The sequence below is a fragment of the Alphaproteobacteria bacterium genome (assembly GCA_030740435.1).
GTDB lineage: Bacteria > Pseudomonadota > Alphaproteobacteria > UBA2966 > UBA2966.
On sequence record JASLXG010000094.1, the window covers coordinates 26,252 to 42,147 of the forward strand.

Sequence of the window (15,896 nt, forward strand, 5' to 3'; positions counted from 1 at the left end):
TTACCAGCCGCCGGTGCGCTCCCAGACGGCGACGACCTGGCGGTCGCCCTCGACCACGTGATAGCGCTGGTACATGGCCGCCGTCAGGCAGGCGTGGATGGGCCTTAGGCGCACCCGGGCGCCGATCTCCAGGTCAGGCAGCCGCGGGCCGCGGGCCAGGCCGTGCTCCTGGTGGGTGTCGCTGACGGAAAGGCCTTGGAAGAGCCGGTTATCGAGGTCGAAAACCCAACCAAACCCGGCTTCGGGGTTGAATTCGTCGGCGCCCCGGTCCTTCGAAAGCGCCAGGGCGCCGGCGTCGAGCAGCAGCTGTTCGCTTCCCAGCGGGCCGCCCTGGCCGCGGCGGCCGATCACGCTGGCCAGCACCGTGACGGCGATGTCGGCGCCGCCGCAGCTGCCGATCTCTTGTTGCATGACGTCGCCGAACATATAGACGCCGGGGCGCATCTCGCTGACGCCATCGAGATGCTTGGCAAATACCGCGGTCGGGGTCGAGCCGCCGCTGACCACCGGGCAGGGGAAGCCGGCCGCGGCCAGGCACTCGGCGGCCCAAACCAGGCCGGCGCGTTCCTGCTCGGCCACGCTTTCGATCTCGGCCCGGCCTCGGCAGTGGTAGCTGTGGCCGGCATGGGTCAAGCACCCCGCGCAGGGTCAGGCCCGCGTCCTGCAGGCCGCCGGCCACGGCCAGCAGGCGCTCGGCCTCGCCGACCGGCACGCCGGCCCGGTCGCCGCCGCAGTCGAGCTCGATCAAGACCTCGAAGTGGCTGCCCAGCGACTGGGCCCGGGCGGCCGCGGCCCGGGCCACCCCGGGATCGTCGAGAATCACCGAAATTCGTGCGTTGTCGCCGCTTTTGCCCTGTAATTCGGCGACAAAGTCGAGTTTTGCCGGGACGATGCCGACGCCATAGACGATGTCGGTGATGCCATGGCGGGCAAAATAGCGGGCCTCTTCGAGGGTTGAGACGGTGATGCCGCCGAAATTGCCGGCCACCGCGAGGTGCGCCACCTCGATCGATTTGGCGGTTTTCATGTGCGGCCTGAGCGCCACGCCGTGAGCTTTCAGGCGCGCCGTCATGGCTTCGGTGTTGTGCCGCAGGCAGCCGCGGTCGAGAATCAGCGAGGGTGTCGGGAGATCGTCGAGGGTCATGGGATCCACTTTTTTCTACAGAATCTACAGAATCTACAGAATCTAAGGAATCGCGTTTCCGGGGCGATGATGGCTCCAGGGGCGGGCGGTTTCGATCATCGCGGCCAGTTCCAAGACCTGGCGGTCGGCTTGCCAGGGGCCGACGATCTGCAAGCCCACGGGCAGGCCGGTGGCGGTGAAACCGCAGGGAATGCTGATGGCCGGATGGCCGCTGAGGTTGAAGGGGAAGGTATAAGGATACCAGCCGGCGCGGATGCTGCCCGGCGCCACGGCCTGGCCGGCGATGCTCAGGCCGCCCAGCGGATCCTGGTCCACAGCCAGGGCGGGGGCGCTGAGGGTGGGCGACAAAATAAAGTCGAAATCCGTGAACCGTTCCTGGATATGACGGAAAAATTCGCTACGCCGGTTCTGGGCGGCGACCAGGTCGCTGGCGCTCAGGGCCTGGCCCTGGCGGATGAGATTGACCAACGAGCGGTCCAGGCGGCTCTCCGTTTGTTCGTCTTCTGGCAGGTGGTGGCCCAGGCGGCCGGCAAAGCTGCCCCGCATGAGGGTCAGGTAATCGGCCTCCAGGGCGGCGAAATCCTCTTCGATCTCGCTCACTTGGGCACCCATGGCGGCCAGCATGTCGATGCTTTCGCGGCCGAGCCCGGCGACCTCGGGGTCGAGGGCCGGGCCGGCCTGGGCCAGCCAGGCCAGGCGCAGGCCGGAGGCGCTTTCCAGCCGTGGAATTTCGGGGGCCACGTTAAGGGCGTAGGGATCGCGTCGGTCAGGGCCGCTGATGATATCGAAAGCCAGGCAGGTGTCGGCTACGGAGCGGCACATGGGGCCGATATATGAATTGTTGCCGAAGGCATCGGGGGCGTGGATGTGGGGCACGCGGCCCAGTGTCGGCTTGAGCCCGACGATGCCGCAACAGGCCGCCGGAATACGCACCGAACCGCCGCCGTCGGTGCCCAGCGCCAGTGGCGCGATGCCGGCCGCCACGGCGGCCGCCGAGCCGCCGCTGGAGCCGCCCGAGGTGCGGCTCAAGTCCCAGGGGTTGGCGGTGCGGCCGAACAGCGGCGCATCGGTCAGGGCCTTGTGGCCAAACTCGGGCGTCGTCGTCTTGCCGATGAGGATGGCTCCGGCGGCTTTGAGCCGCGCCACCGGCACGGCGTCCTCGCTGGGTATGAAGTCATCGAACAGGTAGGAGCCCATGGTCGTGCGCACGCCCTCGGTATAGGTGAGGTCCTTGACGGCGAAGGGCAGGCCGTGCAGCGGCCCCAGTTGGGCCCCCTCCATCAGCGCCTGTTCGGCCCGGGCGGCGGCGGCCTGGGCGGTCTCGGCGGTTACCGTGATGAAGGCGTTGAGGCTGGATTGACTTTCCTCGAGGCGCTCCAGTACCGCCGCCATCAGTTCCACGGGCGAGAGTTGCTTGGCGCGGATGGCGGCACAAAGCTCGGTTGCGGAGCGATAATGCAGGTCGTTCATGGCGTTTCCTGAAGTTCCCGGTGGAAGGTGCGTCCGCCGTCGCTGGCCAAGGCGATGCCCAAGGCGGCACCGGTTATCAAGATGCGACGGCCGGCCAATTTCATGTTTCGTTCCGCAATAGGGGCCGCACCGCCTCGGCCACCTCGTCGCAGCGCGCGAACCACACGTTAGGCTGAGCGGAAATGTGTTCGATCAAGGCTTCGAGAACCTTGAGCCGTGAAGGCCGGCCGATGATCTGCGGGTGCATGGCCAGGCTAAAAGCGCCGTTTTCGGCGTAAATCATGTCAAATTCCGCCTTCCAGGCCTGAAAAACGGCCTCGGGTGCCTGCATGGTGCGGCCGGGCAGCGAGATGGCGTACTGAAAGAAAGGCGCGTCGTCGAGCACCCAGGCGAAGGGGAACTCGACCAGATCGGTCTCAATGCCGTTGACGACGTGCAGATAGGGTCGGTCGCAGTCGAAATAATTCGACGAATAGGAAAATCCGAATTCCTGCAGGAGGCCCATGGTAAGGGGACTGAATTCGGCGGCCGGCGAGCGGTAGCCGGCCGGCGGCCGGCCCGTCAGGCGCTCGATGATGTCGCAGCCCTTGGCCATCTCCTCACGTTCCTCGGCCTCAGACAGGTTGACGATCCAGCGGTGCGACCAACTGTGGTGGGCGATCTCGTGGCCGCGTTCGAGGATCTCCTCGGCCAGTGCCTGGCGCTCCTGGATGACCAGGCCGGGGACGAAAAAGGTCGATTTGATGGCATAGCGATCCAAGAGGTCGAGCACCCGGGGGGTGCCCGTTTTCCAGCCATAAGCGCCCTGCGACATGACGATGGGCCGTTCGGCGTTTTGGGCGTCGCGGGCCGTCCACATGGTTTCGGCGTCGAGATCGAAACTGAGCATGACCGGGAAGCCCCGCGGCGGCAGCGGCATGGTTTTCTCCTTTTTGACGCCAGCGAGCATAACGCCGCCGCCGGGGCTGCTGCCAGCCATATCGCCGGGCGCCGTGCCGGGCGATTTGCCTGGCCCGCGAATTGCGCCGATATGGGGGTGGCAATCTCGGTGGAGGAGACAGCGTGAAGATCTACGTCGGCGACAACGACGAGCTCATCATCGGCCTGATGACGGAGCTGTTGCGCGCCACCGGGCACCCAGTGTCCTCGAACACGGTCGGCGAGCTGGCGCCGTCATACGAAATCCAAATCAAGCATTCAATTGAATCATTCAGCGAGCCGCTCCCCTTGCCAACGGATACCGTTGATGAGTGGTTGGGAAGGGCAGCGGATGGCCTGGTTCTATATTGATGTGCTTCTAGGCCGCCTGGCGCTGCTCGCTGCGAACCGCTTCCCAGGCCAGCAGCGCGCGCTTGCGCTCATCGCCCCAGCGATAGCCTTCGATGGCACCGTTTTGCTTGAGTACGCGATGGCAAGGCACCAGCAGGGCCAAGGGATTGTGGGCCACCGCCTGGCCCACGGCCCGGGCCGCCCCGGGGGCGCCGATGGCGCCGGCCAGGCCGCCATAGCTCACGGCCTGCCCGGGCTCGTGGTGCAACAGAGCGCTCCAGACCTTGGTCTGAAAGCGGCTGCCGCGCAGCAGCAGCGCCGGCCCCGCCGCATCGGGCGTGAACAACCGGGCGACCAGGGCAGCCGTCTCGTCTTGATCGGCGACGAAGCCGCCGAGCGGCCATTCCGCCCGGGCCGCGGCCAGGGCCTGGTCGGCGCTGCCGTCGACGAATTCGAAGCCGCAGACGCCGCGCTCGGTGAGCACCACCAGGGCATCGCCAAAGGGCGTCGGCTGCAGGCCGTGGCGGATCGTCAGGTCGGCGCCTTGGCGCTTGTAGTCGCCGGGTGTCATGGCCTCGCTGCCGAGGAAAAGATCATGCAGCCGGCCGGGGCCCGAGAGGCCGGCATCGAGGGCGGCGTGCAGCACGCTCTCGCCCTGGCGCAAAAGCTCCTTGGCGTGGCCCACCGTGAGGTGGGCCAGGAACTGCTTGGGACTGACGCCGGCCCAGCGCACGAAAAGGCGCTGGAAATGATATTTGCTCAGGCCCACGGCGGCCGCCACGCTGGCCAAGTCGGGTTGCTCGAGGCGGTTCTCGGCGATGAAGCGGATGGCGGCGGCGATGCGCCGGTAATCCTCGCTGGGGTTTTCCATGATCGTTCTCCTGGCTCGACCGTGTCCATGGTTTAGCAGCCCCGGCGGCCAGCCGGCGACCCGATTGTTGCGACTTCAATTCCTTCGCGATAAATTAATAAGCTTGCTTATATTATACAAGCTCATAAAATAACCTCATGGAGCCTGAGGATTTCGAACGCAGCTTCGGCTTTCTCGTTGGCGACGTCGGCCGCCTGTTGCGCAAGCGCTTCGATCGCAAGGCTCGCCATCTGGGGCTGACGCGGGCCCAGTGGCGGGTGCTGGCGCAGCTTTTGCGCCGCGACGGGCTGAGCCAAAGCGCGCTGGCCGAATTGCTCGACGTCGAGCCCATAACCCTGACGCGTCATGTCGAGCGACTGGAGCAGGAGGGCTGGATCGAGCGCCGCGGCGATCCCCGCGACCGCCGCTTGAAAAGGGTATATCTGGCGGCCCGCACCGCCCCCGTGGTCGAGGAGATGCTGGCCATCGGCCTGGCCACGCGGGAGGAGGCGCTGGCCGGGCTGGACGAGGCCCAGCGCGAGGCCCTGGTCGATTCGCTGACCGCCATCAAGGCCAACCTGGCGGCCAACGGCAACCGCAGGGCAGAGCATGACTGAAGCGGGCAATCCCTCGCCACTTCCGGTCCGGCGGGGCGCGCCGCTGCGGGCCTTGTTCAAGTTCGTGCTGCTGCTGTTGGGGCCCCTGGCCATCGCCCTCTGGTGGGCGGCTACTTCTACGCCACCTCCGGCCGTTACGTGACCACCGAGAACGCCTACGTCAAGACCGCCGTGATCTTGGTCAGCGCCGAGGTCTCAGGCCGCGTGGCCGCCGTGGCGGTGCGCGAGAACCAACGGATCGAAGCCGGTGCCATGTTGTTCCGCCTGGACGACGAGCCCTTCCGCCTGGCACTCAAGCGGGCCGAGGCGCGGCTGGCCGGCGTTGGCCAGGAGATCGAGGCCTACCGCGCCACCTGGCGGCGCCAGCGGGCCGAATTGCGCCTGGCCCAGGACGACGTGGCCTATCTCGAACGCGAAACCGAGCGCCAACGCCGGCTGCGCGACAAGCGCGTACTCTCGGAAGCCAAGTTCGACGAGGTACGTCACCGCCTGGGCACGGCCCGGCGGCGTATCGCCGCCATCCGCGAAACCATCGCCCTGGCGCTGACCAAGCTGGGCGGTGATCCCCAGCTGCCGGCCAGCCGCCATCCCCACTACCGCCAGGTGCTGGTCGAACGGGACCAGGCCCGCATGGCGCTCGATGACGCCGAGGTGCGGGCGCCGATTGCCGGCATCGTCAGCAATCTTGAGCTGCAGGCCGGCGAATACGTCAAGGCTGGTGCGGCGCTCTTTGGCCTGGTGGCGCCGGCGCCGCTGTGGATCGAGGTCAACCTCAAGGAAACCGAGCTCACCCATGTGCGCCCAGGGCAGCCGGCCCGGGTGCGCTTCGACGCCTACCCGGAGCGGGAATGGCCGGCCCGAGTGGCCAGCCTGGGCGCCGCCACGGGCGCCGAGTTCGCCCTGCTGCCACCGCAGAACGCCACCGGCAACTGGGTCAAGGTGGTGCAGCGCTTGCCGCTGCGTCTGAGCCTGGAAGCCCAGCCCCGCGAGACGCCCTTGCGGGCCGGCATGAGCGTGGAGGTCAGCATCGACACCGGCTTCGAGAGGCCGCTTCCCGATATCGTCAAGTCGGCCCTGGCCTGGGTGCACGGGCGCAAATGAGCTTCAGCGGCGCCGCCGTCACGCCAGTCTCGGCGCCGCGCCGCGCCATGATCACCCTGACCTTGATGCTGGCGACCATCATCTACGCGCTCGACATGACCATCGCCAACGTCGCGCTGCCGCATATGCAGGGCAGCTTCTCGACCACCCAGGATCAGATCTCCTGGGTCATCACCTCATACATCGTGGCCACCGCCATCACCACGTTGGTGGTCGGGCGGCTGGCCGAGCTGATGGGCCGGCGGCGTTTGCAATTGCTGGCGGTGGCCGGCTTTGCCCTCACCTCGGTGCTCTGCGGTCTCACCGAAACCTTGCCCCAGATGGTGGCGGCGCGCATCCTGCAGGGCGTCTTCGGCGCGCCCCTGATCCCGCTCTCGCAAGCTATCCTGCTCGACATCAACCCGCGCCACAAACACGGCTCCGCGATGGCCATCTGGGGCATGGGGGTGATGCTGGGCCCCATTCTCGGCCCCACCCTGGGCGGCTACCTCACCGATCTCTATCATTGGCGCCTGATCTTTCTCATCAACGTGCCGGTCTGTGCCGTGGCGCTGCTCGGGGCCTACGCCTTCGTGCCCGAGGCCGAGGCCACGAGCAAACGCCATTTCGACTGGCTCGGCTTTGCCAGCCTGGCGCTGGTCATCGGCACGCTGCAAACCATGCTCGATCGAGGCGAGCGGCTGGACTGGCTCGAATCCCCCGAGGTGCTGATCGAGCTGGCCATAATTGCCGCCGCGCTCTGGGTCTTTTTCGTGCACAGCGCCAGCACCCGCCACCCCTACATCAGCCCGCTGATCTGGCGTGACAAGAATTTCGCGCTGGGCATCTGCTTCGCCCTGATCATCGGCGTCGTGCTGGTGGCGACGATGATCCTGTTGCCCCCCTTCATGCAGCAGCTCAGGGGCTTTCCCGTGCTCACCGCCGGCCTGGTGCTGTCGCCGCGCGGCCTGGGCACCATGCTGGCCATGGTCGTGGTGGGCCGCCTGGTCGATCGCTTCGATCCGCGGCTTTTGATCGCCAGCGGCTTTCTCATGATCGCCTATTCGGGCTGGGACATGGCGGGCTTCAACCTCGAGGTGGCGGTGGCCGACCTGGTGCGCACCGGCTTTGTCCAGGGCGTCGGGTTGGGCTTCGTCTTCGTGCCGCTCAGTACCATCACCTTCGCCACCCTGGAGCCCCGTTTCCGTACCGAGGCGGCGGGCTTTTTCAGCCTTTGCCGCAACCTCGGGAGTTCCATTGGCGTCTCCATCGTGATCACCGTGCTGACCCGTTCGCTACGCATCAACCAAGCCGAGCTGGCCGAACACCTGACGCCCTTCGCCGCGGCGGCCAGGCTGCCGGGCAGCCCGGCCGCCCTCGAGGGTTTGCCGGCGCTGGCGCTTTGGCAGCACGAAGTGGGGCGCCAAGCCGCCATGATCGCCTACAATAACGACTTCCTGCTGCTGGCCTTCGGGGCGTTGGGTGTGGTGCCGCTATGCTTTCTGTTGCGCCGCCCCCACCCGCTTCCGGCCTGAGGCCGCCAACGATAACGAGAGGTCCATCATGAGCGCCTACCCCAAAGGCCAAATCCAGACCGTCAGCGGCCCCATCGCGCCCCAGGCTTTGGGCCCCACCCTGATGCACGAGCACATCTTTCTCGACATCGTGCCGCCGGAGCTGGCCGCCGAAGAGCGCGACTGGCCGGAACTGACGCTCGATAACCTCTGGGAGATCGCCCACTCGAGCCTCGACTACGCCCCCAAATTCCGCCTCGATGAGCCCGATGTGGCGCGGGCCGAAGTGGCGCGGGTGGGGGCGGTCGGCGGCGCCATGGTCGAGCTCACCAACACCGGCATCAAACCCCAGCCCGAGGCCGTGCGCCTAGTTTCGGAGCAAACCGGGGTGCCCATCGTGATGGGTTCGGGCAACTACGTCGAGGCCTACCAGGACGCAAGCTTCGCCAGCGCCACGGTCGACCAACTGGCGGCCGAGATCATGACCCAGCTTGCTGAGGGCGCCTGGGGCTCGGACGTGCGTTCCGGCATCATCGGCGAGATCGGCTGCCAGTCGCCCTGGACCGAGAACGAACAGCGCGCCATGTGCGCCGCCGTGGTGGCGCAGCGCGAAAGCGGCGCCGCCATCACCGTTCATCCCGGCCGCCACGCCGACCAGCCCATGGAGGTGATGGACCTGATCCGACGCGAGGGCGGCGACGCGGAGCGCACCATCATCTGCCACATCGACCGCACCATCTTCGATAGCGAGCGCCTCTACGCCCTGGCCGATACCGGCTGCGTGCTGGAATTCGACCTCTTCGGCATGGAGCAGACGCATTATCCCCTGGCCGACATCGACCTGCCCAACGATGGCGCCCGGCTGGGCCTGATCCGTGGTCTATTCGACCGCGGCCACCGTGACCAGGTGGTGATCTCGCACGATATCTGTTTTCGCACCCGGCTCAGGCGCTACGGCGGGCACGGCTACGACCACATTTTTCTCAGCGTGCTGCCGCTCATGCTGCGGCGTGGTTTTTCGCAGGCCGACGTCGACACCATCATGATCGAGACGCCGCGCCGCTTGCTGACCTTTCAGTAGGGGCTCTCGCTCAAGATCCTCCGCTCTCCTCGGCCGCCGCCTGGCGCAGGCCGCCGAGCGCGCGGTTCAAAAGCGCGGCATCGCTGCGTCGGTACATAACGTAGGCGGGGCGCGAAAAGGCTGGCGCCGAGAGGCGGTGGAGCCGACCGGCATCGAGTTCGGGGCGCACCAGACGCAGGGGAAAATACCCGGCCCCGCCGCGATCCAGCAGATACTCCAGCGCCACGTTGCCCAGGCCGAAGGAGAGGCCCGGCGGGGCGGCGTCGGGAAAGGCCAGGCCGTGTTGGCCGGCGAATTCCTCGCCCCAGTCGACGAAGACGTAGTCGGCCTCGGCGACGCCGCCGTGCTCGGGCCGGTCGGCCACCAGCACCAGGCTCTCGTCGACCAGCTTTTCCACCACCAATCCCGGTCGGCCCTGCGGGGCATAAAGGATTGCCAGGTCGAGCATGCCGTCGACGAGCTGGTGGATGAGCCAGTCGGAGGGGCCGATCTCGGCCTGCAGCGCCACCTCGGGGGCGCTTTCGCGCATCCAGTCGATCCAGCGCAACAAGAGCCGCTGCCATAGGCTGTATTGCCCGCCCACCGTCAGGATGGTGTGGTACTGGGGCGGCAGCGCAACCTCCTGCCGGGCGCGCCGCCAGACCCGCACCAGCGTGGTGGCGAAGCGGCGGAACTTTTCGCCCGCCGCGGTCAGGGTAATGCCGCCGCGGCCACGCAGGAAAAGCGGCCGCCCCAATTCCCCCTCCAGCGCCTTGATGCGCATGCTGACCGTCGACTGGGTGACGTTGAGGCGCTGAGCGGCGGCGCTGAAGGTGCCGGATTCGCTGATTTCCAGGAAAGTTCGGGCTAGTTCGATATCCATGTTGGGCCTGCGATTCAGTAGTTATATCAAAAATTTTGATAATAACTATATATGATATTTGTTTGAATGATCAATGGCTAGAACCCATATCCACTTCAGGCACTCCTGCCACAAAGACGAAGATCAGTTGAAAAGGGGAACGTCATGTTCAACTGGGTCGGAGCAATGATGCTGGTCCTGGCGCTGGTGGCGCCGGCCGCTGCTCAGACCCTGTGCACCCACGAACGCACGGCGGTTATCGAGCAGCTCAAGTCGCGCTACCAGGAGGCCCCGGTGGCCATGGGCTTGGTGGGTAACGGCAGCGTTCTCGAAGTCCTGGCTTCCAAAACGGGTTCGTGGACCATCTTGGTGACGCAACCCAGCGGCCTGCTCTGCGTGGTCGCTTCGGGCGAAGCCTGGGAGAATTTCCCCGAGACCGCCGCCGACAAGCTGGTCAAGGGCCCCGGCCTCTAGGGTGCAAGCGGCGTAGCCGCCGCCAGATCGACAAAGGGGGAGAAAGAAAACCCCGGGCGAGGGGATCGCCCGGGGTTTGCCGTGTCGTTAAGTGATCCTCAGCCCATTTTGGCCTGCAGGCCGGCATCCAGGGTGTCGAGGAACTGGTTGGTGGTCTGCCAGCCCTGGTCGCCGCCTACCAGGAGCGCCAGGTCCTTGGTCATGGAGCCGCCTTCGATGGCTTCGACGCAGACGCTTTCCAGGGTTTCGGCGAAGCGCCCGAGTTCGGCGTTCTGATCGAGCTTGGCGCGGTGCTTGAGGCCGCGGGTCCAGGCGAAGATCGAGGCCACGGGATTGGTCGAGGTCTCGTTGCCCTTCTGGTGTTCGCGAAAGTGGCGCGTCACCGTACCGTGGGCCGCCTCGGCCTCGACGGTCTTGCCGTCTGGCGTCATCAGCACCGAGCTCATCATGCCCAGCGAGCCGAAACCTTGGGCCACGATATCGCTCTGTACGTCGCCGTCGTAATTCTTGCAGGCCCAGACGATGGCGCCCTGCCACTTCAGCACCTGGGCCACCATGTCGTCGATCAGGCGGTGCTCGTAGCTGATCTTTTGGGCCTTGAACTGGTCCTCGAACTCGGCCTCGAAGACTTCCTGGAAGAGGTCCTTGAAGCGGCCGTCATAGGCCTTGAGGATGGTATTCTTGGTCGAGAGATAGACCGGCCAGCCGCGCTCAAGGCCATAGTTCATGCAGGCCCGGGCGAAGCCGCGGATGGATTCGTCGTGGTTGTACATGCCCATGGCGACGCCGCCCTCGGGAAAGTCGTGGACCACGCGCTCCTCGGCCGGGCCGCCGTCGGCCGGGGTGAAGGTCATGGTCAGCTTGCCCGGCCCCTTGACCACGAAATCGGTGGCCCGGTACTGGTCGCCGAAGGCGTGGCGGCCGATGACGATGGGCTTGGTCCAGCCCGGCACCAGGCGCGGGATGTTCTGGCAGATGATGGGCTCGCGGAAGACCGTGCCGCCTAAGATGTTGCGGATGGTGCCGTTGGGCGAGCGCCACATCTGCTTGAGATCGAACTCCGCGACGCGATCCTCGTCGGGCGTGATGGTGGCGCACTTGACGCCGACGCCGTGCTCCTGGATGGCGTGGGTGGCGTCGATGGTGATCTGGTCGTCGCTGGCATCGCGGGCCTCGACGCTGAGGTCGAAGTATTTCAGCTCGATGTCCAGGTAGGGCAGGATCAGCTTGTTCTTGATGAAATCCCAGATGATACGGGTCATCTCGTCGCCGTCGAGTTCGACGACGGGGTGGTCGACTTTTATCTTGGCCATGATTTTCCTTCTCGGGAACACGCCGGGAGCGCTTGCTCCGACCCCCGCGGGGCACTGGTTACAGGAGGTGCGCGTCGGCTGTCAAGCGCGGCTCGGGGGCCGCTTCCAGGGCCGGCCAAAGCCTCGCCACGCCGGCCACCACGAGGTAGAGATCGGCCACCGCCGGGCGGGCGAAACCCTCCGCCACGACATGGTTCATGAGGCTCTGGAAGGGCTCCCAATAGCCCTCGATGTCGAGCAATACCAGCGGCTTGTCGTGCAGCCGTAGCTGCTTCCAGGTGATGATCTCGATGCTCTCATCGAGGGTGCCGGCGCCGCCCGGCAGCGCCACGAAGGCGTCGGCCAACTCGAACATGCGCTGTTTGCGGGCATGCATGCTGGGCACCACCTCCAGGCGCACGCCGCCGTGGCCCACCTCGAGCTCTTCCAGATGTCCGGGGATGATGCCCGTGACCCGGCCGCCGGCCGCCAGCGCGGCGTCGGCCACCAGGCCCATGAGGCCGATGCCGCCGCCGCCGTAGACCAGCTCGATGCCGCGTTCACCTAATTGTGTTCCCAGCTCGCGGGCCGCTTGCTGGTAAGCTGGCCGGGCCCCCGGGCTGGAGCCGCAATAGACGCAGAGGGAAGTGATGCGCGCCATATGGAAGCCCTTCGTGTTGCTGGCGGTGACAGCCGCGGTACTCGCCGTCGACCGGCCCGCGGCGGCTGGCGAAGTCGACGTGGTCGGCGTCAATGTGGTGAAAAGCCAAGCCGGCGTCTACCGTTTTGAGGTCACGCTCAGCCACGCCGACGAAGGCTGGTCCCATTATGCCGATCGCTGGCAGGTGGTTGACGACCAGGGCCGCGCGCTGGGTACCCGGGTGCTGCTCCATCCCCACGTCAACGAGCAGCCCTTTACCCGCGGCAAACGGATAACGCTGCCCGACGGTGCCGCTCCAGCCACGGTCACGGTGCGTGCGCACGACAAAGTTCATGGCTGGGGTGGGCGGGAGCTGGTGGTGGAACTGCCTGAGTGACATCTACTTTCGGCGGCGCCAGGGCAGGCATTGCACGGCGCCGGGCCGCGTATTAGGGTAACTACCCCGATAGCCGACGGGGACGGCGAGTGCGCACGATCATTCTCATCAGTGCCGTGGTCGCGGTGGTGGCGGCAGCCGTCATCGCCAGGACGGTCTTTTTCAGCGACCACGAAACGGCGGCGCGGCGCCCGGCGTCCGCGCCGGCAGAGCAAGCGGCAACTGCGCCCGCCAGCCCCGCCACGCCAGCGCCGCCGGGCCGCGAAAAAGTGCCGGCGCTCAAGGCGCCGAGCTTCGATGTGGTACGCGTCAACCGGCACGGCAATGCCGTCATCGCCGGCCGCGGCACGCCGGGCTCCGAGGTCACGGTGCGGGCCCAGGACGAGGTGGTGGGCACGGCCAGCGTCGACGACCGCGGCGAATGGGTACTGGTGCCGGAAAAACCGCTCAAGCCGGGCTCGCGCCAGCTCAGCCTCGAGGCGCGCTCCAAGTCGGGTGAAGTCAAGCAATCCGAGAATGTCGTCGTGCTGGCGGTTCCCGAGCCCGAAAAAGCCGTGGCGGCGGGGTCGGAGCCGAAAGCCAAGCCAGGCGCCGAAGCCGGCGCCGACGACGCCAAACCGAGCCAGGTCATCGCCGTGCTGACGCCGCGCCAAGGCGGCGGCCCCAGCCGTGTCCTGCAGGGTGGCGGGCAGGGGGCGGGCGACAAACCGGCGGCCGTGAAGGACTCCCCCGATCCCACGGTCGACACCGTCGATTATGACAAGCAGGGCAAGTTGGTGCTTTCGGGCAAGGGCAAGCCCGGGGCCAAGTTACAGGCCTATATCGACGACAAGCCGGCGGGCCAGGTCGAGGCCGACAAGAGTGGTACCTGGACGCTCAAGCCCGAAGCCCGTGTGGCCGCCGGGCGTCACCGCCTGCGCGTCGAGCGCGTCGGGCCCGGCGGCATCGTGCTGGGCCGCGTGGTGGTGCCCTTCCGCCGCAGCGCACCGGGCGAGTTGCGCCTGGCGGCCGGCGAAGTCCGCGTCACGGTGCAGCCCGGCAACAGTCTCTGGCGCATCGCCCGAGCCACCTATGGCGACGGCGTTCTCTACACTCTGATTTTCAATGCCAACGTGCGCCAGATCGGCGATCCCCACCTGATCTTTCCGGGCCAGGTCTTGACGGTGCCGCGGCCGACGACGAACTAACCCGGAATTCCTGTCATCCCTGTCGTCCCTGTCGCCGCCTCCTGGACAAGGAAATGGGCCGCAGGTTCGAACATGTTGGGATTTGGCGACCATCGCACCTATCTAAAGGAATCACGTTGGGCGCTATCTATCCTTAGCTGATTTGCACCATGACAACTCTCAGCAGTAATGCCCAGGCGCCCCAGGCGCAGTCAGAGGCCAGCCGGCCCGAGCGGCGCGGCCACTTTGGGACGCTGCGGTCGCTGCTGCCCTATCTCTGGCCCGCCGGCCGCCCGGGGCTCAGGCTGCGGGTGGTGGTGGCGCTTTGCCTGCTGGCGGCGGCCAAATTCGCCAACGTCTACGTGCCGTTCCTCTATAAGGCGGCGGTCGATGCCTTGTCGCTGGAGAACCTTGCCCTGATCGTTGTGCCGGTGGGCGCCATCGTCGCTTACGGCTTGGCCCGGGTATTGGCCCAGGCCTTTGGCGAGTTGCGCGACGCCGTGTTCATCAAGGTGGGGCAGCACGCCATCCGCTCGGTGGCGCTGCGGACTTTCGAGCAATTGCACAGGCTGGCGCTGCGCTTTCACCTGGAGCGCCAGACCGGCGGCCTCAGCCGCGCCATCGAACGTGGCACCAAGGGCATCCAGTTTCTGCTCACCTTTTCGCTCTTCAACATCTTGCCGACGCTATTTGAGATCCTGCTGGTGGTGGGCATCCTGCTTTACAACTACACACCCTGGTTCGGCCTGCTGACGCTTGGCACCATCTCGGGCTACATCGCCTTCACGCTGGCCATCACCGAATGGCGCACCAAGTTCCGGCGCCAGATGAACGACATGGACAGCGAGGCCAACACCAAGGCCATCGACAGTCTGCTCAACTACGAGACCGTCAAGTACTTCGGCAACGAGAGCCACGAGGCGCGGCGTTACGATGCCTCGCTGGCGCGCTACGAACAGGCCGCCATCCGCAGCCAGACCACGCTTTCCTATCTCAATATCGGCCAGGGAATGATCGTCTCGGCCGGCCTCATCGCGGTGATGCTGCTGGCCGCGGAGCAGGTCAAGGAAGGCATCATGACGCTGGGCGACTTCGTGCTGATCAACACTTTCCTGATCCAGCTTTATCTGCCGCTCAACTTCCTCGGCTTCGTCTACCGCGAGATCAAGCAGTCCCTGGTCGACATGGAGGAGATGTTCAAGCTCAACCGGGTCAACGCCGAGATCAACGACCGGCCCGGCGCCAAGGCCCTGAAGGCGGGCGGCGGCGAGGTCGAGTTCGAGAACGTCGACTTTTCCTACGAGGCCCAGCGCGGCATCCTGCGGGACGTTTCGTTCCGCGTGCCGGCCGGCCAGACGGTGGCCATCGTCGGACCCTCGGGCGCCGGCAAGTCGACCATCTCGCGCATTCTCTTTCGCTTCTACGACGTAAGCTCCGGCAGCGTGCGCATCGACGGCCAGGACATCCGCGAGGTGACGCAGGCCAGCCTGCGTGATGCCATCGGTATCGTGCCGCAGGACACCGTGCTCTTTAACGACAGCATCGAATACAACATCCGCTACGGCAATCCCGGGGCCAGCGACGCAGAAGTCGTCGAGGCCGCCCGCCTGGCCGCCATCCACGACTTCATCGAGGGCCTGCCCGAGGGTTACCGCACCCCGGTCGGCGAGCGCGGCCTCAAGCTTTCGGGCGGCGAAAAGCAGCGCGTGGCGATCGCCCGCACCATCCTCAAGGGGCCCCGGATATTGCTTTTCGACGAGGCCACCTCGGCGCTGGATTCGCACACCGAGCGTGAGATCCAGGCGGCGCTGCGAGAGGTTTCGGCCGACCGCACCACACTGGTCATCGCCCATCGTTTGTCGACCGTCGTCGAGGCGCACGAGATCCTGGTGCTCGACCAGGGCCGCATCGTCGAACGTGGCCGCCATAGCGATTTGCTGGCGCTGGAAGGTCATTACGCCGCCATGTGGGCGCGCCAACAGGAGGCCGCGGTCTACCAGGAACGTCTGGCGGCGGCCTTGGGATAGGCTTGATTCTCGCCCTTACCTTGCTCGCAGGGGG

General features: G+C 66.3%; 16 protein-coding genes. 9 read left to right on the forward strand and 7 right to left on the reverse strand.

All coding sequences use genetic code 11. From position 1 onward, the window contains the following. The 3 genes from QGG75_10865 to QGG75_10875 form a co-directional block, all read right to left on the reverse strand. Positions 1 to 633 carry an alanine racemase gene (locus QGG75_10865; GenBank protein ID MDP6067734.1) on the reverse strand — a complete coding sequence of 211 codons (633 nt, stop codon included), beginning with the start codon at positions 631 to 633 and terminating at the stop codon, positions 1 to 3. A gap of 553 nt (positions 634 to 1,186) precedes the next feature. Beyond that, the gene (locus QGG75_10870; GenBank protein ID MDP6067735.1) at positions 1,187 to 2,614 is read right to left on the reverse strand and encodes an amidase family protein; all 1,428 of its coding nucleotides are present in this window, start codon (positions 2,612 to 2,614) and stop codon (positions 1,187 to 1,189) included. A gap of 100 nt (positions 2,615 to 2,714) precedes the next feature. Next, positions 2,715 to 3,593, reverse strand: a complete 879-nt coding sequence (locus QGG75_10875) for a polysaccharide deacetylase (protein MDP6067736.1) — start codon at positions 3,591 to 3,593, stop codon at positions 2,715 to 2,717. A gap of 83 nt (positions 3,594 to 3,676) precedes the next feature. Between QGG75_10875 and QGG75_10880 the strand changes: the two genes are divergently transcribed. Next, positions 3,677 to 3,904: a hypothetical protein gene (locus QGG75_10880; GenBank protein MDP6067737.1), complete on the forward strand. Its 228-nt coding sequence runs from the start codon at positions 3,677 to 3,679 to the stop codon at positions 3,902 to 3,904. A gap of 7 nt (positions 3,905 to 3,911) precedes the next feature. On the opposite strand, the gene QGG75_10885 is transcribed toward QGG75_10880, so the two are convergent. Continuing rightward, positions 3,912 to 4,754, reverse strand: coding sequence for a methylated-DNA--[protein]-cysteine S-methyltransferase (locus QGG75_10885; GenBank protein MDP6067738.1), 843 nt, complete (start codon positions 4,752 to 4,754; stop codon positions 3,912 to 3,914). A gap of 137 nt (positions 4,755 to 4,891) precedes the next feature. Here QGG75_10885 and QGG75_10890 point away from each other — a divergent pair, with 137 nt between their 5' ends. The 4 genes from QGG75_10890 (at position 4,892) to QGG75_10905 (ending at position 9,025) form a co-directional block, all read left to right on the forward strand. After that, positions 4,892 to 5,350 carry a MarR family transcriptional regulator gene (locus QGG75_10890; GenBank protein MDP6067739.1) on the forward strand — a complete coding sequence of 153 codons (459 nt, stop codon included), beginning with the start codon at positions 4,892 to 4,894 and terminating at the stop codon, positions 5,348 to 5,350. A 102-nt stretch (positions 5,351 to 5,452) separates the two neighbouring features. Beyond that, positions 5,453 to 6,451: an HlyD family secretion protein gene (locus QGG75_10895; protein ID MDP6067740.1), complete on the forward strand. Its 999-nt coding sequence runs from the start codon at positions 5,453 to 5,455 to the stop codon at positions 6,449 to 6,451. Next, positions 6,448 to 7,965, forward strand: a complete 1,518-nt coding sequence (locus QGG75_10900; protein MDP6067741.1) for a DHA2 family efflux MFS transporter permease subunit — start codon at positions 6,448 to 6,450, stop codon at positions 7,963 to 7,965. The genes QGG75_10895 and QGG75_10900 overlap by 4 nt, the downstream gene beginning before the upstream one ends. 28 nt (positions 7,966 to 7,993) lie before the next feature. Further along, positions 7,994 to 9,025, forward strand: a complete 1,032-nt coding sequence (locus QGG75_10905) for an aryldialkylphosphatase (GenBank protein MDP6067742.1) — start codon at positions 7,994 to 7,996, stop codon at positions 9,023 to 9,025. Positions 9,026 to 9,035: 10 nt separating this feature from the next. Here the strand turns inward: QGG75_10905 and QGG75_10910 are convergent, their stop codons facing one another. Then, positions 9,036 to 9,887, reverse strand: a complete 852-nt coding sequence (locus QGG75_10910) for a LysR family transcriptional regulator (GenBank protein MDP6067743.1) — start codon at positions 9,885 to 9,887, stop codon at positions 9,036 to 9,038. Between the two features lie 144 nt (positions 9,888 to 10,031). Here QGG75_10910 and QGG75_10915 point away from each other — a divergent pair, with 144 nt between their 5' ends. Beyond that, on the forward strand, positions 10,032 to 10,340 hold the full coding sequence (locus QGG75_10915) for a hypothetical protein (protein ID MDP6067744.1): 309 nt from the start codon (positions 10,032 to 10,034) through the stop codon (positions 10,338 to 10,340). A gap of 98 nt (positions 10,341 to 10,438) precedes the next feature. On the opposite strand, the gene QGG75_10920 is transcribed toward QGG75_10915, so the two are convergent. Together QGG75_10920 and QGG75_10925 are read right to left on the reverse strand one after the other, a co-directional pair. Next, positions 10,439 to 11,653: an NADP-dependent isocitrate dehydrogenase gene (locus tag QGG75_10920; protein ID MDP6067745.1), complete on the reverse strand. Its 1,215-nt coding sequence runs from the start codon at positions 11,651 to 11,653 to the stop codon at positions 10,439 to 10,441. A gap of 58 nt (positions 11,654 to 11,711) precedes the next feature. Then, the gene (locus QGG75_10925; GenBank protein ID MDP6067746.1) at positions 11,712 to 12,293 is read right to left on the reverse strand and encodes a TIGR00730 family Rossman fold protein; all 582 of its coding nucleotides are present in this window, start codon (positions 12,291 to 12,293) and stop codon (positions 11,712 to 11,714) included. Here QGG75_10925 and QGG75_10930 point away from each other — a divergent pair. The 3 genes from QGG75_10930 to QGG75_10940 all read left to right on the forward strand — a co-directional run bounded on the left by QGG75_10930 (position 12,283) and on the right by QGG75_10940 (position 15,862). Beyond that, positions 12,283 to 12,669 (forward strand): hypothetical protein, encoded by a 387-nt coding sequence (locus QGG75_10930; GenBank protein ID MDP6067747.1) that lies wholly within the window; start codon positions 12,283 to 12,285, stop codon positions 12,667 to 12,669. The two genes, QGG75_10925 and QGG75_10930, sit on opposite strands and share 11 nt — an antisense overlap. 89 nt (positions 12,670 to 12,758) lie before the next feature. Continuing rightward, on the forward strand, positions 12,759 to 13,856 hold the full coding sequence (locus QGG75_10935; GenBank protein MDP6067748.1) for an Ig-like domain-containing protein: 1,098 nt from the start codon (positions 12,759 to 12,761) through the stop codon (positions 13,854 to 13,856). 149 nt (positions 13,857 to 14,005) lie between these two features. Then, entirely contained in the window at positions 14,006 to 15,862 is a 1,857-nt protein-coding gene (locus QGG75_10940; protein MDP6067749.1) for an ABC transporter ATP-binding protein/permease, read from the forward strand. The last annotated feature ends 34 nt before the right edge of the window (positions 15,863 to 15,896 follow it).